Annotated in this window: 14 protein-coding genes; 5 read left to right on the top strand and 9 right to left on the bottom strand. The window is 39.7% G+C overall.

The features are described 5' to 3' along the window. Positions 1-338 precede the first annotated feature (338 nt). The 4 genes from C0V70_RS07685 to C0V70_RS07670 all read right to left on the bottom strand — a co-directional run bounded on the left by C0V70_RS07685 (position 339) and on the right by C0V70_RS07670 (position 9,256). Positions 339-977 carry a hypothetical protein gene (locus tag C0V70_RS07685; RefSeq protein ID WP_102243283.1) on the bottom strand — a complete coding sequence of 213 codons (639 nt, stop codon included), beginning with the start codon at positions 975-977 and terminating at the stop codon, positions 339-341. Next, positions 955-6,903 (bottom strand): PKD domain-containing protein, encoded by a 5,949-nt coding sequence (locus tag C0V70_RS07680; protein ID WP_102243282.1) that lies wholly within the window; start codon positions 6,901-6,903, stop codon positions 955-957. Before C0V70_RS07680 ends, C0V70_RS07685 begins: the two co-directional genes overlap by 23 nt. Positions 6,904-7,091: 188 nt before the next feature. Next, positions 7,092-7,388 carry a CheR family methyltransferase gene (locus C0V70_RS19395; protein WP_424923488.1) on the bottom strand — a complete coding sequence of 99 codons (297 nt, stop codon included), beginning with the start codon at positions 7,386-7,388 and terminating at the stop codon, positions 7,092-7,094. Between the two features lie 299 nt (positions 7,389-7,687). Continuing rightward, positions 7,688-9,256, bottom strand: a complete 1,569-nt coding sequence (locus C0V70_RS07670) for a hypothetical protein (RefSeq protein ID WP_102243280.1) — start codon at positions 9,254-9,256, stop codon at positions 7,688-7,690. Between the two features lie 205 nt (positions 9,257-9,461). Here C0V70_RS07670 and C0V70_RS07665 point away from each other — a divergent pair, with 205 nt between their 5' ends. Beyond that, entirely contained in the window at positions 9,462-10,322 is an 861-nt protein-coding gene (locus C0V70_RS07665; protein WP_102243279.1) for a class I SAM-dependent methyltransferase, read from the top strand. Here the strand turns inward: C0V70_RS07665 and C0V70_RS07660 are convergent. Together C0V70_RS07660 and C0V70_RS07655 are read right to left on the bottom strand one after the other, a co-directional pair. Further along, positions 10,279-10,881 carry a L,D-transpeptidase gene (locus C0V70_RS07660; RefSeq protein WP_102243278.1) on the bottom strand — a complete coding sequence of 201 codons (603 nt, stop codon included), beginning with the start codon at positions 10,879-10,881 and terminating at the stop codon, positions 10,279-10,281. The genes C0V70_RS07665 and C0V70_RS07660 overlap by 44 nt on opposite strands. A 497-nt stretch (positions 10,882-11,378) precedes the next feature. Continuing rightward, positions 11,379-12,497 (bottom strand): aminotransferase class V-fold PLP-dependent enzyme, encoded by a 1,119-nt coding sequence (locus C0V70_RS07655; protein ID WP_102243277.1) that lies wholly within the window; start codon positions 12,495-12,497, stop codon positions 11,379-11,381. 94 nt (positions 12,498-12,591) lie between these two features. On the opposite strand from C0V70_RS07655, the gene C0V70_RS07650 reads away from it, so the two are divergent. Continuing rightward, positions 12,592-13,197, top strand: coding sequence for a transporter (locus tag C0V70_RS07650; protein WP_102243276.1), 606 nt, complete (start codon positions 12,592-12,594; stop codon positions 13,195-13,197). After that, positions 13,194-13,964, top strand: coding sequence for a matrixin family metalloprotease (locus C0V70_RS07645; RefSeq protein WP_102243275.1), 771 nt, complete (start codon positions 13,194-13,196; stop codon positions 13,962-13,964). Before C0V70_RS07650 ends, C0V70_RS07645 begins: the two co-directional genes overlap by 4 nt. Before the next feature lie 32 nt (positions 13,965-13,996). Here the strand turns inward: C0V70_RS07645 and C0V70_RS07640 are convergent, their stop codons facing one another. Next, positions 13,997-15,772 carry a M24 family metallopeptidase gene (locus C0V70_RS07640; protein ID WP_102243274.1) on the bottom strand — a complete coding sequence of 592 codons (1,776 nt, stop codon included), beginning with the start codon at positions 15,770-15,772 and terminating at the stop codon, positions 13,997-13,999. Between the two features lie 79 nt (positions 15,773-15,851). On the opposite strand from C0V70_RS07640, the gene C0V70_RS18995 reads away from it, so the two are divergent. Continuing rightward, a complete protein-coding gene (locus C0V70_RS18995; protein WP_158649614.1) occupies positions 15,852-16,004 on the top strand; it encodes a hypothetical protein in 153 nt (50 codons plus the stop codon). Here the strand turns inward: C0V70_RS18995 and murD are convergent. After that, on the bottom strand, positions 16,001-17,356 hold the full coding sequence (gene murD / locus C0V70_RS07635) for a UDP-N-acetylmuramoyl-L-alanine--D-glutamate ligase (protein ID WP_102243273.1): 1,356 nt from the start codon (positions 17,354-17,356) through the stop codon (positions 16,001-16,003). The genes C0V70_RS18995 and murD overlap by 4 nt on opposite strands. Before the next feature lie 17 nt (positions 17,357-17,373). Here murD and C0V70_RS07630 point away from each other — a divergent pair, with 17 nt between their 5' ends. Then, positions 17,374-18,624, top strand: coding sequence for a methyltransferase (locus C0V70_RS07630; RefSeq protein WP_102243272.1), 1,251 nt, complete (start codon positions 17,374-17,376; stop codon positions 18,622-18,624). A 292-nt stretch (positions 18,625-18,916) separates the two neighbouring features. Here the strand turns inward: C0V70_RS07630 and C0V70_RS07625 are convergent, their stop codons facing one another. Continuing rightward, on the bottom strand, positions 18,917-21,109 hold the full coding sequence (locus tag C0V70_RS07625; protein ID WP_102243271.1) for a glutamine synthetase III family protein: 2,193 nt from the start codon (positions 21,107-21,109) through the stop codon (positions 18,917-18,919). Between the last annotated feature and the right edge of the window lie 34 nt (positions 21,110-21,143).

The raw sequence follows: 21,143 nt of genomic DNA, 5'->3' as shown, positions 1-21,143 counted from the left end.
TGGCGTTTAAGAGTCATTTAGTTCAGGTTTTCTTTTTGGTGCTGGCAGGGGTCTTGTTTTTTGAGATGGTACCGAATTATTTAGATATTTTGTTTGGGACGGTGACGGGGTTAGGGACGATCTTTTTTTATATTGCGTTTCCGGTGTTTATTAATATTCATCATTTTTTTATTGATAGTTGTATTTGGAGAGGGAAGTAATAAAGAAATGCTTTCGAAGGAAGCTTCATTTGAATAAATATTAAAAGACATTCGTATCTTTCTCACAATCCTCTTTCAAAAAAATAACAAAACCTAAATCAAAGATTCTCCATATTCATTAATAATCTTTGCAATTTTCTAAGGGTAAGTATTGCTACTGCCTTCTCGAAAAGGAAAAACAATGCATTTTTCGGGATAGCCTTTTTCGTAATTAACAATACAGTCTGAATGATTTCGATAGACCCTATCATTAATTATTCGCCTATTCGCCGAATAAGCTGACTGCATTTCAAATATACCAAAGGGCGTTTTTACAGTATTAAACTTAAAATTTTGTTCTACATCTTTTAAATAATTCCTCAAAGGTGAGTAGTCAGAAGAAGTATATAGTTTTACCCAATAATTATCACCGGTATAGTTTTGGTTGCGATATAAAAAATTTATAATAAATAAAAAGATAAAAAAATGAATATTAACTCTTTTTGAGACTTTATTCCTATTTGAAAAGAGCAAAAAAAACATTAACAAGACAAAATGAATAGCAAACACAGAGAATGCAAAACCTCGATCATGTCTATAAGAATAAGCATAATAACTTGGCTTAAAAAAGATAAGGAATTTTGTATCTAGTATCATCATTTTATCAACATAATACTTATGCAAATAATAAACACTTGCAAAAAACCAATCTGTTACAATCAAGCTAGGATATAACCAAGGTGATGAAAACACTCTAATGTACATTCTCTTTAAATTAATTTGCAAAGAACCACTCACCGTTGTTGAATACGCTGTAAAAATTTACAACTCCTGAACTATAGTTTTTAGTTTCAATACTATCTGTTAAAATTCCCGGACTATAGGTAAGGTTAACCTTACAGTCGCCATAAAAACCTATCATATACTGCCTGTTGTCATTTCGCCAAGCCCTTCCATAAGAATAACATTGATTTGACGATGATGTTGATCGGAAATTATAGTAAATATTTACCCCGGAGCCAAAACACACACCACCACAATCTATAAGAATAGCCTTCTCCCAAGAATTGACGGATGTTACATTAACAGACTGGCTCCTTGTGTTAGATTCAAGTTTAATCTCTACCTCTTCTTTTTTGTCATTCTGATTTAATATATCTAAGAAGGCGACAGACTGATTAGAATTATAAAAACCAATAGTATATTCATTACCATTCTGTATTTGTTTTACTGAATATGCCCCAAGCTCTTGCTCATAATTGCGATAGTAGGCCGATCTTTGAAATTGTCTTAGTTTAAATTTAATTTCAGGACTGGATACCTTTAATTTTAATAGAACTGGAAGGCTAACCCCCACCCCTCCATTCAAGTTTCCAATCTCTGGATTACTATTATTGAAATAAATTCTTTTCCCTGACAAACTTGAAATTTTCATATGATTAGAATTTATTGCATCTTGTGTTTTAGTTACGACACGATCAAAAAAGGTAGAATGCTCCCAAAAACTATATTCCCTTGGATCTTTCAATATTTTTAAAATTGGTGAATCTGTAGAGTCATGTAAAGCGATAAGGCTATCGCCATCTACAGCATAGGTTGGAGAACTCAGGTCAATCAACAAATGAAATAAGAATTTATCCAAAGATAATCCTTGAGAATTTGAATATGCTTTTAAAAATTTATTTCCATCCATCTGAAGCGGAATTTTTATTGGTTCATAACTATCAAGAAATCTAAAAACATCATCTAAACTGTGCGATTGTCCTGTGTACTGTCTTAAGTAAGTATCCCAGAAAACGAAATTTCGGTAATCATTATCTGCAATTTCTATATCACTATTCAATATCCCATCATTAATAACACTTTCGCTTAATATTCTATTCATTTGAGAACCATAAAAAATAGATCGCAAGACAATCTTTCTATCTGATTCTGATAAGCTTTTAATCCCAAAATATTCTGCGGAGCTTTCGACTAAAGTATTAAATGAATGATCAGAATTATTTTCAAAAATAGGCTGTCCACACGATGATAATAAGTTTTGTTTTGTGTGATAAAACTCGTGATTTACAACAGCCCTTATAAAAGCCATCTTCATTTCATCTGTGTTTATTGATTGTGACCATGTTTTTGGTATTGTTACATAAAAAGTACTCACAGAATGTTTTTGAGTTTGTCCAACAGGCTTCATTTCTGGAACGTCATCTAGGTTAAAATAGATACGACTATCTTTCTTAAAAAGATCGAACTTCTCTTTGGAGAACTGAATAGCATTCAGCACTAAGTCTAGCTGTCCACTGCGATACAATTCCTCAGAAACGAAAATCTTAGCATATATACCTCGGTTTTCTGTATCTACAGAACGGTATTTTTTTGCAAAATCATAAAACAAATTAGCATTTAATTCAGCAAAATACATTGGAGATGCTGTACATACAATTGTACCTATAGTTTTTTCCAGGCCATTAAAAATAGATTTCAAATTGAAGCCTTTGTTTAACATTCCTTTTTTAGAATTATCCAACTGAACTTCTTCTGGAAATTGAACATTAACAATTTCATTCTTTGAAGATTTTACATACATAAAATCTCTGCCGCTAACATTGCCTTCAAAAATTTCAACATGCCTACCTTCAGAAATAGGATTAAAAATGATTCGCGTGCCTGAAAAACGTGAACTTGGGTTACTTAACTCAATGACTTGATCATTTGGCAGCAAACTAAAACTTCCGACTAACTTTTGTTTATAAACATTAATGAAGATTTTTTTTGTATAAGTCAAATTGCCAGAGGCGACTTGGATTTCAAAGCTATTTTTACCGATATCATTCTCATTTGGTACCCAAGATACTTGGGCATCATGTATTTGCATTCCTTCTGGATAATTAATCAAGTTGTAATTCAAGCCTTCAACCTCGCCGCCAAGAGTTGAAATACTTAATGACAATTCTTCACCTATTGCAGCTTCAATGCTTTTTTCATTTGTGACATACAATAGAGGTTTAAGCAGATTCATTTTTTTAGAGATAGTTGTTGTAACTCCATATGTATTTGTAGCCCTCAACTCTACAGTTTTTTCATTTTCATCATCAAACAGATATTCAAAGTTTGCTCCTTCACCCATTTTTTCTCCCGCAACAAACCATTCATACTTTATAATCCCATTATTATCGTGGGAATTGTTAGCATCAAATGAAACTCTTAAAGGCAACCCCCCTTCATCTTCGCTTGAATTAATGATTAGATCAGAAGGATTTGAAGTTCTCACTTCAATACTTTTTTCAGAAACACCACCTCGATTATCTGTAAGCACTGCTTTTAATATGTGGACTCCTTCATTGAGAACTGTGTAATTTAAACTTTCTCCTTGTCCTACCTCAACATTATCCAGCATCCATTTCATCGAAGTAATAATTCCATCATTATCTTTAGAATTTTTTATGCTAATTTTAAATTCTAACGGTAAATGTCCCACAATTACATTTTCACTAAGATCAAAACTAGGTAAAAAATTAATAGTAGAATTAACTCTAAACTCTTTAGTCGACTCTAGGCCAAAGTTATCAAAAACCTTCATTTGTATTACAACTTCTTCATTATATCCGTAATAATGAGTAACAAAACTTCCCTCTACAATGTGCCCATTACCAAAATCCCATTGAACTTTTTTTACTTCTCCATCCTCATCAAAAGCGTAGGAAAAGCACTCAACCATTCCATCAATAACAGCATAGCAATAACCATCTGCTTGCGGTGGTTTATTTTCTTTAACATTTACTTTTATTGTTTTGCTTGCTTCGCCGCCAAATTGATCTTTAACTGTTAAAACTATTTCTTTTTCTCCAGGTTCTGAATATTCTAACAATATTGAATTGCCTAACAATGTACTTATTGGCTGGCTATCTAAATTCGCTGACCATAAATATTCTGAGATATTATCATAATAATCTGGATCAAAGGCTTGAGCGTAACATTGCAGCTGAAATGTTTTACCGTCATAACAATATAGGCTCTCGATTTTTGGTGTTGAATTTATTTTCAGACTAACTTCCGTTTGCCCAAAACTAATACCACCATCATTATCCACGACTTTTAAAGAGATCACCTTCGGATCGCTAGTCGCAAAAGTATAGGTAATTTTCTCTGGCGTACTTCGAGATACAATCGCTTCTTCATTAAAAGAATACTCAAATAAAACTATATTTCCATCGGTATCAAAAGAAGACAAAGAATCGCATTCTACAGTAAAAGGATATACTGAAAAACAATTCAAACGAGCTATAGGGTTTATATTATCGACCTTTAAAGCCATTATAGAAAGACGAATCTCATTTGACTGAAAGTGATCATCGGTTACAATGAGACGTACCTGATAAACAGCAGATAGCTCATATGTGTGCGTAAAAATAGATGAAGTGAAATTTTGAATATTTCCATCTCCCCAATCTACTTGATAACTAATAATCGCATTTTCTGGATCGTAAGAATTTAAACCATCGCACTCAATACGCAGACCACTTGTTAAACATTGTAAAAAAGCAATTGGAGGCAGATTAGAAGAAGGGGACTCCTGAAACGTCTCACTCACATACGCATACTTCGTCTGCCCTCTCGCCGTATCCACCGTCAATCTCAAATTATAAGTCCCATAATTTTGATAAACGTGCTCAGCAAAATACAACCCCCACTCTTCAATCTCCGCCTGGTTAGTCAAGTTCACACTCGTTCCATCCCCCCACTGAACACGCACGCGTGTAATCTCATCAAACTTATCAAGCGCAAACACATCACAGGCAATCTTCTTATCGCCATCTTTCCAGCAAGAAAGATTCGACACAATATCGTCCCCTGGTTCAGCAATCGAAATCATTTGTCTCTGAGTTGACGTCAATCCCATTGTGTCCGTTACAGTTAACGAGACAACGTGATCCCCTGGCCCAAAGAAGTGAGAAACCAATTTTCCGTAGGCCTGCGTCCCATCACCAAAATTCCAAACATAAGAAATAATCTCTCCGTTTGGAGTCGCTGAACGGTCGTCGTTAAATGTCACGTTCCCTGCAAAGTCGAATAAGTGGTAATCAAAGGCCGCGACTGGATTCAAGGCCGGTTTGTTATCATTAGTTACAGTAACTGGAATAATAGCGAATCTCTCATTTCCGTTAAACTCAGCTGTCACCTTTACGTTGTAAGTTCCAGGAGCTGCATAGGTGTGAACAACCGACACTGCATCGTGAACTTCAACAACCTGTCCATCACCAAACTCAACTTTAAAGTCTTTTAAAAATTCGTCTGGATAAGGAATGAATGAAGAGGCCATATTAATAAAGGCCGTTCTTGGAGCTGACTGTTCCCCATAGAAACGAACAACTGGAGCAATGTCATCTTCATTTTGCTTCAGGTCGATCATCATGGTCGTATTGTATTTTTGACCTTGGATGTCTTCTACATACATCGTCACTTTATGAGTTCCAAATGTATTCATCTCAACACTCGAAATCGAGTTTTGATAGAAGTTAGTCATGTAGATTTTATTATTTTGATTATCGTCGATGACGTAGTAAGCGCTTGCTATATCAAACTGAGTTTTACGAATAAACGCTTTTAGGTAAACAAACGTTCCATCCTGGGCGTAACTAAAATTTCCGCGAGGAGGAGTTGTTGTCTGATTCACCACTGGTGCTTTAACATCAATTTGGACAAATCCAGCGTTTTTTAGACCTTTGAAGTTATCTTTAGTTGCATATTTTAAACTGGCAGTAAATGAGCCGACTCGATTATACACGTGAAAAATCGTCGGAGATAAAGTGTTTACTGTTTCCCCATCTCCAAAGGACCAAACAAAACCTTTGGCCTCTGATACAACCGCCGAGGCATTAAAATGGACTGTTAGTGGATTAGTGCCTTGGTTTTTATCAATAGTAAAACCAGCTTTTCCAATACTTCCTAAAAAGCAATTCCCCATCTTATCGGCCGCTGTTAATGAAGCGGTTTTATCAATAGTGCATACTGACCCGTTTAGAATAATCTCAGCGGCATTGAGCGCTACATTTTTAGCCACTCGGGTTTCTTCCGTAGATGAAATCTCGATTTTATTGGCCGAGACCTGAGTTCCTACACGAATAGAGGCTTCATCATCACCTAAGGCATATATTCCCAAGGTGCCAGTCAACGTTAATGCCGAATTTTTTCCAATAGATCCTTTATCATGTGATTCAAGCAAAAGATTTGCGGCATTAATAATCGCCCCATCTCTAATATGAGTCTTACTTGTATCTCCAGAACCATTAGAAAGTAGCTTAATATCTTGGCCGGTTAACTCCGAATTAATCTTAACGATGACTTCATCGCGGCCTTCTAGGGAAAGGTTCTTCCCATTAAACTTAAATCTCTCACCAATATTGATTCCATTTTGTCCATGAAAGCAAATGTTGCCAGTTGAACTCAGTACAACATCATCAGCAATCTTAATCGTACACGGCGAAGAAATCACCAGATCTGAAGTAAGACCAAGAGAAGAAGTAATAGTTAAGTTTTTCGCTTTTCCTTTTTTTAGTCCTAGATCATTCGCATAAGAATTAAGCTCTGCCACACTTGTAACACTTACTGTACCAGAACACTCTAATGCCTGCTTTTCAACGCTAGGAGGACAAGAATACTCTCTTCCTGTAGCAAAAGAGCTAAAAGAGAACGCAAGAATCCCTGTCAAAGTCATAAGACTTTTCATAATTATTCCTTTATTTGTTTACTAAAATAACAGATCGAACTTCGGATTATTCTAAAAGAAATATGAGTTTTATTTTAAAAATAAATAAAAAAAGGCATAAATGATTGGATTGTTATTTTCTTGAACAAAGAAAGTGCGAAGCTATGATAAAAAAAGTGCCAACAAAAGGGGATGATTAGTCCCCATGTCTATTTCTTATAAACCGATATCCCCGCATTCTTCCACTTATGCGAAATATTCTGAAAACTCTCCGAGTGACCAAGAAAACAATGTCCGCCGGGCCTTACGTTTTTGTAAAGCAGCTCATTAACCTTCTCTATCGTATCGGTTTGAAAATAAATCAGCACGTTCCGACAAAAAACAACATCAAAAGCTTCCTCATCCATTACGGGGTTCACAAGATTGATCTGCTTAAAAGAAATGCACTCTCTTAATTCAGGCCTGATTCTAAACCAACCAGAAGCTTCCTTCGTCCCAACCGTCAGCCACTCATGATAAATTTCAGGTATCCCTTCTCGCTCAACGAGAGGATAGACCTCGCTACAGCGGCAAAAATTGCAACTTCTACAGTATGGGAATTGGAGAATGTAAAGGCCGAAGATTTTAGAATGAGCACGATTACGGCCATTGCAAATCAGTTAGGAGTTTCCCCTCTGTCTCTTATAGGAAAATAAAAAGTTATTTCACTTCATATGTCCCAGTGTTTCTTTCAATAGCGATAATCAGTTTTCTCAAACGAAATTTCGTTTTCTTAAATCTAAAGTACAAAAAATGTGAATAGATTTTAATTCTCTGCTAAAACCGGAACAAGCATCAGCTTCGGTTCAGACACAGATGCCTCGTCTTTTTTCTCCAGCGCCGATGTCACTTTCGAATAGGTCACATACCCAACACCCATATCAACCAGCGCGATAGCATAACCAACAAGCTTTAGTTTAGGATTTCCTTTCTTTAAGGCCATCTTCTCAAAATACTCCAGGGCCTTTAAGTCAATCTGTACTTGAGCATTTCCTACCACAGTCTCCCATGCCGTATCAAAAGCAACGCGAGAAATATTGGCTTCATCTTTAAGAGCAAAATTTACAACAGATGAGTTCGTAATCGCCACTGCTCCACTGGCCATAAAACGCGCCTTTGTGGTTTTTAGATTTTTTGAAATACCAGTCATAAGAATTGTATCTGTCGTCATGAATCCTACGTTCTGAATCACTTCAGGATTAGTCGCTAAATTTTTTGCCATGACTAGCGGATTAGGATCATAAATCTCATCATAACGGGCCACGGCCTCTGACCCCATCTGCACTCCTGTATTGAGAGCAATGTACTGCCATTCAGACTTTGCTCCGATGAGGATTTTCTTAGGCCACTTGATAGATTTTGCCAGATACAGGCGAAGACGTTGTTTCATCTTTTGTGATTTAATCGTCGCAGTTAATGCTTTTTTATAAGTCGCTATTGTTAAAGCTGTGACCACTTCTTTTTCTGCGACTTTCATTCCAAACTTCGCTTTGGTACTTGCCACTTTCTCCTTGAGTACAGATAAACGGCTTTCAATTGCTACCTTTTGTTTTTCAAAGAAGCCAATCAAAGTTTCTTTTACTGTTGTGACGAATGCCGTTTCTGAAGCAATTAATCCGACTTTTGCCAGGATTTTAGCTCCCCAGTTAAGCACAACACCGCCAGTGATCCACAATCCGATATCAGCGAAAGCATAACCCCAGAAAGTTTTCTTTCCAAAAGTTTCCATGCGGTTTGCAAGATCCTTAAACCCCATAGAGATAAGTTCATGGTGATACTGTATCTGGTTGTATGTGTAAGCTGAACCAAAGTTCGCCATATCGTCTTCAAATTGAATGCGCATCTCTTCTAAGTCCATCCAGTCGCGGTAATACTCTTCCTGGACATCCACTCCAGCACTTACTGATAAAAAGAGATAACTCAAAAGGCTTGAGGCTGCCGAGCTGGCATACATCGTAAATGTTGAGCGGTATTTTTTTACTAAGATATCACCTAAAATATCTGTCCCCGTAGGGTCAGATCCTTCTAGTCTCACTAAGTCGATTCCTTGTTTCGTGATTAAAAACCATGAATCAATTTTTCCGTTTCCATCGATATCACGGCCAAAACCTATAACAGGATTAATCTTGCTGGCAAAACGAGGAATCCCTGCCGCTTCAATGCGCACCTCAAACTCGCCATTGTGATTGGTGTATTTAGTAAGGGCTACTTTAAACTCTCCCCCATAGGCGTCATGAAGTACGGTCTTTATAGTCACAGGTTTTTCTGCGGAATACGTGACTCCACTTTGAATACCTAAAAATAGTAATGCAAAGACTGCTATCCATCTTTTCATAAAAATATGCCTCATTCGTAGGTGTCAGAAGCAAGTTTTAGACCCAAAGCTGAAGTCATCTTTTTAGAGGGTTATAAACTATATGGTGTCTATACTTTTGACAGTATGATGAGAGATTCAACACCGAAGCTTAAACAAAAATTAAATTCAAGGAGTCTTTCTCCTTCGGTAGAAATATAAAGGCACATCACTCTTAAGGAGATTTATGCTCACAGAAAGGCAGGCCAGAGAAAAAACCTACTATGAACAATACGCTCTGACGTTTGACCCAACCAAGCGCATTGACCTCTCTCCGGTTGAAGGAAAAGAGCAGAGGCCTTGGAATAGTTACTGGAGAACGTATGAGCTCTCAAAGCGACATTACCAGTCGATTTACCACACACCAGTCTCACTCCTGGATTTCGGCTGTGGTCCCGGCGATAATGCTTTGAGATTTTCCAAGATTGGCTACCAGGTCACTGGCTTTGATATCTGTGAAGAAAATGTAAAAAACTGTCGTGAGATTTTCTCTCTTTATCCCACGGATGAGAGCGCGCGCTTTGTGGTCTGTGCGGCCGAAAGTCTTCCTTTTCCAGATCACTCTTTTGACACGATTGTCGGAATTGATATTCTTCATCACGTCGACATAGCAGCAGCAATGAATGAAATTCATCGTGTCCTCAAAGAAAACGGTATCGCTATTTTCAGAGAGCCTCTGGATGTTCCTTTACTAGACAGGCTAAGAAATACCAAACTTATGAAAAAGCTTTTCCCCAATACGCCCTCACTCGACCACCATATCACTCCAGATGAAAGAAAGCTTAACTCAGAAGATTTAAAACTCATCCGTAAAATGTTTCCTGATATGGAAGTTGAAAGAAGTCTTATTCTTTCGAGGCTTGATAAATTTATCAGGCAACCGGGAGATAAAAGAGCAAGCTGGCTTGAGAAAATGGATTATTTCTTAAGCAAGCTTGTTCCCTATTGGAGTTATCTTGGTGGGGCCGCTGTGATCATTATCAGAAAAAAGACCCTCATGAGCTTTATTCCACTGTTACCCATACTGAACCTACACCAGTATTTCTAACCATGCGGTTAAAGATAAAGGCATTGTCAGGATGCAGGCGAATGCATCCGTGAGAAGCTGGTTTTCCTAACATTGGCCAATTCCCTCTGGTTGTTCCGTGAATGGCATATCCTCCGTAAATAAAGACGGCGTAAGGCATATTACCAAGTCCGTTGTAATCACCACCTGGCCAGGTAGTTGACGAGTAACGGTCATAAATTCTTCCGTTAGGGTTTTGATCCATCGCCGGTGTTCTGTATCCAGACATACCGGTTGAAACCAGCCAGACATAAGTTACCACTCCATCGATGTAGAGATACATCATTTGCTCTGCACGGATGATTCGCGCCCAAACAGGGCAAGCGCTTTGGTAACACCAACCTTTCTCCAGGCCACCTTCACCTATGAATGGCGATTGCCCAGTTTCTTCGGTGTAGCGTTCGTCATAATATTGGAGGATTTCTTCAATCTGTGGGTCGCGCGGATTTAATTCATCGAGGATATTATAGGGCACACTTTCGGCCCCATGGGCAAGGTTAAGAGAGCAAATCACAAAGACAGACAGGACTAATGACTTCATTGTTCACTCCTAATGTTTTAAATTAAAAGTGATGCTTCGATCCCATCTACGAACGAAAGGCCATCCTAGGCCAGCTTAGGAAACGATGGATCCAGTTGATCCGCAACATTTCTTTGGTAGAGTTCCGCGACTGTATGGTATTTGACGGACACTGGACCATTTAGGAGTGTTACGGTCAAGAATGCTAGGATTAAAACTTTCATACATCACCTTTTGTGTAGTTGGAGGGATTTCCCTCTTCTCCCTTGAGAGTTGCAAAGCAGATACCGTCCTTTTTCATTGGTAAGTGTGACAATTTGTCCCAGTTTCGATGGCATTTCCCATGCAGAAAGAATGCTCAGGAGGAAAATCGCACCATGAAAAAAATACGTATCGAAAGCAAAAACCAAGCAAACACCATCGGTAACAAAATAAGAAAAAAAGGAAAATTAGAAAATAGGAATGAATTGATAAAGAAAATGAAGGGCCTCACACGAAGGTGAGGCCCAAAAGAGAAATTAAAGTTTTGATTCAATCATTAGAGAAAGAAGTTTTGTTAACTTCTCCAGATCCCCGTAAGAGATGTTATGGAACATAGAAATTCTAAACTGGTTTCTCCCCAGTTTTCTGTATCCATCAATTCCGTAAACATATTTTTTCTTTTCAAGGTATTTGATCACGTCATCCACGTTAACTTTTGCATCAACGTCAATTGTCGCTACTGCGATTGAACGGAATTGTTTTTCTTCAATAAAGCAAGAAAGGTATGGCTTAGATTCTGCCCATGAATAAAGCAGGTCTGCTTTCTTCTGAGAAAGTTTTTGAATTTCTGCGTATCCTTGCTCGTTCATTCTCTTTACTTGTTCATTCATAATGAAGATTGTTGCAAGGGCCGGAGTATTGTAAGTCTGGTTAGCCTCTGAGTTTGTCATCGCGTGCTCCCAGCTCATGATGTCTGGAATGTAGCGAGACTTATCAGCAGCGATTTTCTTTGCGCGCGCCTGAGCTTTTGGCGACATGATCGCTACCCATAATCCTCCATCTGAAGCGAAAACTTTTTGTGGAGAGAAGATGAAAAGGTCAGTCTTAGAAACATCACACGGGCACTGTCCTGCTCCAGATGTAGCATCTACTGCAAGAATTGTATTAGCATCAACGACTGGAAGTTCAGAAATCTGAACACCTGTTGAAGTTTCATTAAGTGTAACTGCGATCATATCTGACCCAGCAACAGCCTTACCGTTAATTCCTTTTCCAAATGGTACAGAAACTTGCTCTGCTGTAATCCACGGAACAAGCTTAGAAGCTTTATACCACTTCTCAGAGAACTCTCCACAAGTGAAGTGAGTGACTTTCTTTTCAACGATCCCTAGAGCAATCATATCAAAAAGAAGTGTTGCTCCACCATTTCCTAAAGCTACAAGGTAGCCTTCTGGAAGGTTAAAATATTTTTTGATTCCGTCTTGAAGTTCTTTAACAACGTTTTTTACACCTGGCTTTCTATGGCTTGTTCCCATGAACTCATGGCCGGTTTTTGCCAGTCTTTCTAAAAATTCTGTTGGTACAAGAGAAGGCCCTGAACCAAAACGTGGGTCACTTGGAATAAGTTCTTTTGGCATTTCGAAATTATCAAACATAGTCATGTCCTTTGCGATGGGGATTATTTCGTGAGCAATTAGGTAAATTTTCTTAGACATTTTAACAAATCTTTTGACAGAATACTAAGCGATTATGAAGAAAATAAAATACCTGACACTAATGCTTTTTATCAGTACTCCGCTCTTTGCTGCGACCAGCAGTGCGGGCCCAACTTCAAGAGATTTAAACTTCTCCTTGGGGAATCTCTGCGAGTACGTAGGAAAAATTCAGACTGATGGCGAAGGAAAGTCTAATACATGCAGCTTTCTTCCAACTCTTGCTGGAAGCTATGACATCTTTTTAACTAAGGAATTAGCTCTTTCTCCACAGCTTGGCGCAACCCTCCCGAAGTCAGGTCGCGATGAAAATATCAAGCGCATGACTCTCTTTGCTCTCTTAAACGGCAAGTATAAGACGTCTTACCTGACTTTTATTGCAGGAGCAGGCCTCTACTTCACCAGGATCTGGGGACCCGGAGGAGATGAAGAACTCAATAACGGCAACAGCACCGACTCATTCCCTCTTCCTAAAGACCCGGTCTACTCGAGAAACTTTATTGTGAACCTGGGCGCAAGCTACGACTTCAATACGACCTGGTCTGCCGAACTCTACACCTATGTCTTTAACGCTCTAGAAAGCGAAGACAGGGCCTTTAGTGTTGGCGCTACACTCTCTTATCACTTTGGAGATGTCCTATGAAATACACGCTCGCAGCTCTTGGGCTTCTTCTCGCTTTTAATGCTTCGGCATTTACTCTGAACAATTCTGCCAAACTGACTTTTGCTCAAGACGAAGTCAAAGTAAATCTCGCAGGAGGATTCTGCGCGAATCTTGGTATCACTGATGAAGAGTTTATGAGTATTATCGGCAAGGCCGTCGATACTTTCTGGAACAAGTCGCCGACCAGCCGATTGAAACTAAGAAAAGGAAGCATCGTGAACGTCGATTCAGCTTTTCATACTGATACAATCTGTACTCCATCGACGAACTGTACACCTAACCCTGACCTGGAAGTCTCCAGCGATATCCTCATCAGTTGCAACACTAACGTTTCAAACTTTTCCAGCTCTGCTATTTTAGGGGTTACTATTCCCAATAATGTCAGTGGCGACACTATTTATGGGTCGTTGGTTTTAATCAATGATCAAGCTAATAATCAGTTTAAAAATAAATCGGCCGAACAAAAAGCTTCTATCATCGCCCATGAACTAGGCCATGCTTTTGGCCTGGGGCACTCTCCGGTAGAAGACTCACTGATGTATTATGCAACAATGGCCAACAGAAAAAGCCTGGGCCGCGATGATATCGATGGTATCTCTTACCTCTATCCTAAAAAGCAGCCTTTTAGTGGCTGTGGGACTGTGGATTTTAGCGGTGGTGATAAACCCAATTACTGGGGCGGACTGTTTATTGGATTTGCCCTGATTGCTTTGGTTGAATTAATGAGAAAAAAAAGAGCGGTTTAAAACCGCTCTTCTTTATTTTTTTTATTTTTTCTTTATTTTTTGTATTTAAAACTTCTACCGCGTTTTGCGCATTCTTTTTCGTACTCATCAAGCCATGTCTTCTCTTGCTCAGAAAGCATATTAAAATCGATCAGGTCATGATCAAATCCAACATACACCATGTTCTTAAAGCGAAGCATGTTTTTGTACTCCGGATGGCGCTCAACCGTCGCTACGTTTTCTAAACGGACTCCACCAAAACCTGGAATGTAAATTCCTGGCTCGATTGACCCAACAGTGTTTTCTCTCAGAGGAACATTTGACGTCGTTGAAAGCCTGAAGCCCCCTTCGTGAACGTTGATCCCTACTCCGTGGCCTGTTCCGTGGTTGTAGTTTAAACCAGCTTTAAAGATCGGCTGTCTTGCCACACCATCAACCACTGATCCCCATGTCCCTTCTGGGAACACAGCATTTAAAGTGTGAAGAATAGACTGAAGAACAAGAGTGTAAACTTCTTTTTGGCGAGGACTTGCTTCTCCTCCACTTAAAAAAGCTCTGGTTGTATCAGTCGCGTATCCTGACTCAAAGTATCCACCAGAATCAAGAAGAACCATTTCATTTTTCTTAAACGCTACGTCGGCGCTTGGATTTCCGTAGTGAATGATTGAAGAGTTAGGTCCAAAAGCGGCAATCGTATTAAAACTTTGGTCCAGGGCCCCGTTGTTTTTATAGAACTCATTGGCCTTATGGTAGAAATCTAGCTCTGAGAAGCTCGCTCCATTTTTAATGCTTTCTTTTACCCATAAAATCGTTTCGTAGATAGCAGTGTCAGCTTTATTGAAAGAGTCCTGCATCGCTTGAAGTTCCGCTTCGTTTTTTAAAGCGTGGAATGGGATCAGCCCTTCTGGTCTGTTGATCATTTTATCAACGCCAAAGTGAGCGCTTAGTTTTAAGTAGTCAGCGGCATTTGTTGAATTGGCCGAATAGAAAATCTTGTTGAACTTGTACGTTGTCTCACCAGATTTTTTCTTCCACTCTGTTTCGTATTCATTTACTAACGCCAGAAATTTTTCCAGCTCAGAGAACTTTCCAATAGAAAGATCGATCACATCGCTTTGAATCTCTCCTTCAATATGCTCCATTAATAAATAAACGCGCTCGCGAGTCGCTAGTGCTTTTGCCCTAAACGTACTCTGGCTTGGCATCTCATAACGGCGCATGTTCGTTAACCATGCAATTGAATCAAGAGCGCTGATAAAGAAAACCTCGCCGTCATTTAAAATGCGCTCAAGTTTGCTTTTTGTTGTTTCACCAACAAGTGAAAGTGGAAGCTCCATGATTTTCTTGTTGAAAGAAAAGTCCTGGAATGAAATGACTTTCGAGAGTTCAGCGTTGTTAAACGCTTCTGTCTTAAGTTGTGTTTTAAAATCGTTGTAAAGAGAAAGCTCAATGCGATCCCCTTCAACTCCTAGAGATTTTAGTTTGCGAGAGCTGATTGCCTCTTTCATCGCCTGACGAAGTCCTGTCCCGTAAGGAACTTTGAAAACTTCAACCAGAGAAGGGTCGCACTCAAGATCGGCCTGTTCATAATAACGGCCATCGATAAAAAGCATCACTCGGCCTTCAAGCGGCACGATAACTTCGGCCGTTGAGCCCGTAAAGCCTGTGACGTAATAGCGGTGACAGTCGGCCAGAGGCACATATTCATTCAAAAAAATATCTGAACTCGAGAGATAGAAGCCCTCGAGCTTCTTTGATTTCATGAATGATTTCAAAGCGTTAATATTGTTTTTAAGTTCCGTATTTCCTAGAAAACCAGTCTTTGCCATAAACTATACCTTTTTAGTTAAGTTCTTTTCTGAGTCTGCCGATAAAGCGTTCACGATTATAACCCAACACAGAGTGCTTATGAAACCAAAACTCCACCCGGTTTACATTATTATTGGACTGTTTCTTTTCAAAGTAGGAATTATCGACAATTTCCGCTTTCATGGAAACAATTCAAACGCCGAAAGACGTGTAGCAAGTATCGAAGAATCGAGGAAAGCGAGCCGCAACTAAGAGGGTGTTCCCAGAAGTTTGACGAAGGTTTCACCACGCTGAGCGTAGTTTTGAAATTGATCAAACGATGGGAATGCCGGAGAAAAAAGTAAAACTCCCTTATCGGCACTAAAATTCTCTCTTAGAAACTTCAATGTTCCTTCCAAAGTATCCTTTTTTTGATAAGACACTTTCCCTTTGATTTCACTTTCAATTTCCGCCCCCATTTCACCAATTAAGTAAAAATGCGCGACTCTTGATTTTAAGAAATCCAGATGAGGAAGAATCGAATCTCCATGCCCTCTCTTTTTCCCGCCGATGATTAAGTGAATAGGAAGATTAAAATCCTCCATCGCCTTCACTGCCGTCATCGTCGCGTCCCAGTTCGTACTCTTAGCATCGTTGTATGCGCGAAAAGATGGAAGACCTACAACTTTGTCGACGTATTCAATGCGGTGATGGACACCGGCGAATGTATCGATTGAATGCTGGATGGCCTTTGGTGAAAGACCTAAGCTCTTTGCTGCTTTTAAAATAAAAGCAAGATTTACTTTGTTGTGAATTCCTGGAAGTTTGAAATTCCCAATGGGAAAATCAATCTCTGGAGCTCCTGTATTGATGGAAAGTTTTTTTCCTTTCTGAGTCTCTGCCCAGTTTTTAATAATAGGAAAATCTTCCGGATAAATCAGCACATCGTTTTCTGTAAAACGATTAGTGATAAAAAATTTCGAACGCCCGTACTCTTCAATCGTCGCGTAGCGCTCTCCATGGTTTTGGAAAAGGTTTAAGATCATCGCCACATTCACGTGGAAATGATCAATGCTCTCTAGCTGAAAACTAGAAAGTTCAAGCAGGATAAAGTCGGCGTGGTTTTGATTTTTAAAAACATCGTAAGCGTAATCACAAAATGGAACGCCAATGTTTCCACCGACAAAAACTTTTTTGTGATCGGCCTCTATCATCTCACCTAAGAAAGTTGTCGTTGTCGTTTTGCCGTTGGTGCCAGTGATACCAATCATAGGTCTTAAAAAATTATTGGCCTCAAGGTATTGGTACGCGAGTTCAATTTCTCCCCACACCGGAATGTTTTTATCCAAAAGAGGTTTGAGAAGTTTGTGGTCGCGGGGAATTCCCGGGCTCAAGATCACCAGATCAACTGAATTTAATTTAGCTGGCAAGGCGGAGTCTGTTTCCGAGAAACACGCCTCTTTAGAGACAAAATCAAGCACTCCCGGACTCTTGGCCCATGAACTGACTTCACCTCCATTGATGGCGATCAGATCGCCCTCAAGAGCTTTAACAAAACGAAGGGCCGAGAGTCCAGAAACACCCATCCCATAAACTGCAATTCTTTTATTTTTTAGTGTAAACATGCTATCAAGTATAGCCTATGAACTATAAAAGTCACGCTATGAAACTCCTGGATTTCGTCAATCTCTACGCTCCGATGTGGAAGGAAGAGATTATGAATGAATACCCGGAAACCATTTCTGACTACCCTCGTGAATGGGTGGATCTGCTGGACTCTTTGAGTGAAAAAGAGCTTTATGACGTGGATTGTAAGCGCGATATCCCTGCCCTGAATGGCAGCTCTTTTAGAGAATTCGTGCAGACCATCAAGACATTGACCGAAGTTCCAAAGATTCCCGAGTCCCCAGAGCTTCCACTGGAAATGTGGGCCTTCCATGGGGTGAAGAAAAAGAAAAAACATGAAATCCAAAAGATCGTCCCAGTCCTAAAAAATCTCCGCGATCAAAGGCACTTTGATTACGTCGTCGACATTGGCGGCGGTGTCGGTCACCTTTCCCGCGTCCTTTCTCACTATCACCAGATCCCTTCGATCTCGATTGATCAAAACAGCGAGTTCCAGGAAATCGGAAAAGAGCGCCTGAAGAAATTCAGAAAACTCGATGGCGCTAAAGACGTGACGTTCATGAACCTGACCTTTGGGAAAAAAGAAGACCAAGCCGCTTTAGAAAAAGTTTTCCATGAAAAATCAGTGAGCCTTGGCCTTCACACGTGCGGCCCATTAGCAAACAAACTGATTCAAAATACTATTGATCACCACTCAATGGGTCTTTTAAATTTTGGATGCTGCTACTACCGAATCAATCCTGAAGTAGACTTCCCTCTTTCGAACTTCTACAAAGAAAATAACTTCACTCGCCTCAATCTTTTTGGACTGAGCCTGGCGACCAGGTCTCATGCAGCGATGGAGCTTTCAACGTATCAGACAAAAGAGCGAGTAAAGAATTACCGTTATGCTCTTCATCTCTTTTTGATGAAACACTATAACAACAAGTACGCCACAGACGTAGGCGAATGCCAGATTCAGACTTACTGGAAACCTTTTCAGTACTACATCAGAGAAAAGCTGGCCGAGCTTAAAATCGAACACACATTCACAGATGAGTACTTCAACAAGTTCTACGCCGATCCATCTCTGCAAAGAGAGCTGCGTGAGATGTTCTTATGCAATATTATCCGCTGGCAACTGGGCCGCGCGCTGGAAGTTTACCTGCAACTTGACCGCTGCTTGTACCTGGAAGAGCAAGGTTATGATGTGAAACTTGAACAGTACTTCGACGAGGAGCTCTCTCCTCGCAACCTGGGCATCCTGGCGCTTTTAAAACAGGCCTAACCTTTAAGCTTACTTAAAACGAACTCCATCATTTTTGAAATCGCTCTAAAGAAAAACAAAGTCACGGATAAAAAATAAAATCTTAAGTGCAAAACTATTCGCTTAACGACTTTCATCCTTTATTTTTATAAAACCGCAAAATAAAAATCAAAGCCAGGGCCTTTTCAGTCAGCACTATTGAGACAATTGTAAGAAGAATACGTTTTAAAGAAAGGTTGTCACAAGATTTGGGGCCAATATGCGCCTGTTGAAATAAAAAAGGCCCTCCGAAGAGGGCCTCACATGATCATTATTATCTTAAGAAAAGCATGTCGTAGTATTTTGGAAGTGTGTAGAACTGATTTGGGATCAATTCTTCAAGTTCGTTACAGATGCCGGCCATTGTTGTTACCATTGTCATCAGCTCACTTCCAATTTTTTCTGCATACTTCTGGTGGTCTGAGTGATCACCTGAAAGTTCTTTTTGCAGGTTTGTAGACAGAGAGTGAATTTCATCAATCTTTGTCGATACTTTTTTGTAAGCATCCATTTCAAAGTTTGAAGCGACACCAATTTCTTTTTGTCCCTTAATCAGGTTTGCAAGAACTGATTTATACTCAAGCCCCGATGGAATGACGTACTGGTGAATCATGTCGATCATTGTTTCAAACTCGATCTCTCTGATCTTGATGTATCTTTCAAGAAGAATGTTATAACGAGTTGTCACCTCTTCTGCTTTAAAGATTCCGTTACGAACTAAGAAGCTATAGTCTTCTGCGTTTGTCATAGTCTTTAGAGCTTCTGGAGTCGTGCGAAGGTTTGGAAGACCACGTCTTGCTGCTTCTTGAACCCACTCTTTCGAATAACCGTCTCCGTTAAAGACTGCTTTCATTGAGTTCCCCATAAGCTTTTTAATTAAACTCATTAGAGATTGGTCTACTGTTTGTCCTTTTGCTTGCTCAGCTTCAAGATAAGCGTTTGCTTCATTGAAGATATCTGTTACCGCTGCGTTTAAGATAGTCATCGGGAAACCGATCGCGTGGCTTGATCCTACAGCGCGGAACTCGAACTTGTTACCTGTAAAAGCAAATGGCGATGTCCTGTTTCTATCAGTATTGTCCTGTAGAAGATGTGCCAGTTGGTTTGTTCCCAAGTCGATCACGTTATTTGATCTTGGAGTAAATGACTTGTCTTCCATGATTGTATGGAAGATTTTATCAAGTGTGTCTCCTAAGTAAGCAGAGATAATGCTTGGAGGGGCTTCGTTCGCTCCCAGGCGGTGATCGTTACCTGCTCCCGAGATCGCCATACGAAGTGGCTTTGAATAACGGTGAAGAGCTTCGACGATAACAGCAACTGTTGCTAAGAAACGAAGATTTGATTGTGGTTCTGATCCTGGCTCTAACAAGTTTAATCCTGTGTCGTCGCTCATTGACCAGTTAACGTGTTTTCCAGAACCATTGATTCCAGCAAATGGTTTCTCGTGAAGAAGAACCATCATGTCGTGTTTTTCAGCGATTCTTCTCATCGTCGTCATGATCATCTGGTTGTTGTCAGAGGCAACGTTAGCTTCAGAGAAAATCGGCGCCATTTCAAATTGCCCAGGAGCAACTTCGTTGTGACGAGTTTTAGAAGGAATTCCTAAGCGGTGAAGTTCGTAATCAAGCTCTTGCATGAAAGCAAGAACGCGGTCAGGAATTAAACCGAAGTAGTGATCTTCAAGCTGTTGGTTACGAGTTGTGAGAGCTCCAAAAAGAGTTCTACCTGTCATCACTAAGTCAGGGCGAGCGTAGTAGAAAGCTTTATCTACCAGGAAGTATTCTTGTTCAGCTCCGCATGTAACGTGAACTGAAGTTGTTTCTTTATGTCCTGCTAATTGAAGAAACTTTGTTGCTGCCGGGCTAAGTTTTGAGATCGATTTTAAAAGAGGAGTTTTAATATCGAGAGACTCACCAAAATATGAAACGAACGCTGTTGGAATACAAAGCGTTCTTCCGTTTGTTGTTTCAATTAAAAACATAGGACTTGTTAAATCCCAAGTTGTGTATCCACGCGCTTCGAATGTTGAGCGAGATCCACCGTTAGGAAATGAAGAAGCATCCGGCTCCCCTTGCATAAGCTGAGAAGCTGAAAGTCTTTCGATGGGCTTGCCATCTTTTAAACTGAAGAAGGCATCGTGTTTTTCTGCCGTTCCACCAGTTAGTGGCTGGAACCAGTGACAGAAGTGAGTTGCCCCATTTCTTACGGCCCAGTCTGTAACCGCTTTAGCGATCGCTTCTGCGTGATCTTTTTTAATCCCACGTCCTTCATCAAGGGCCTTGATGATTTCTTTTTTCGTAGCATCTGAAATGTCTTCTGATGTTTTGAAATCAAACGTGAGCTCGCCATAGTAATCGCTTACTTTTTTTGGCAGTCCCAAATTGTCGAGAGGTACATTAAAGTGTCTTGGATTTCTTGAAGTGGCACGGTTACGCAAACTAGAGACAGAATCTTTCTCGATCGTCATACATCCTCCCCGATGAATTTTTGGCACGAGAAGA

Origin of the sequence: Bacteriovorax stolpii, assembly GCF_002872415.1 — a bacterium.
In the GTDB taxonomy this organism is placed as follows: domain Bacteria; phylum Bdellovibrionota; class Bacteriovoracia; order Bacteriovoracales; family Bacteriovoracaceae; genus Bacteriovorax; species Bacteriovorax stolpii.
Note: the sequence above shows the minus strand (reverse complement) of the source record. Positions and strands in the feature narration are given on the sequence as shown.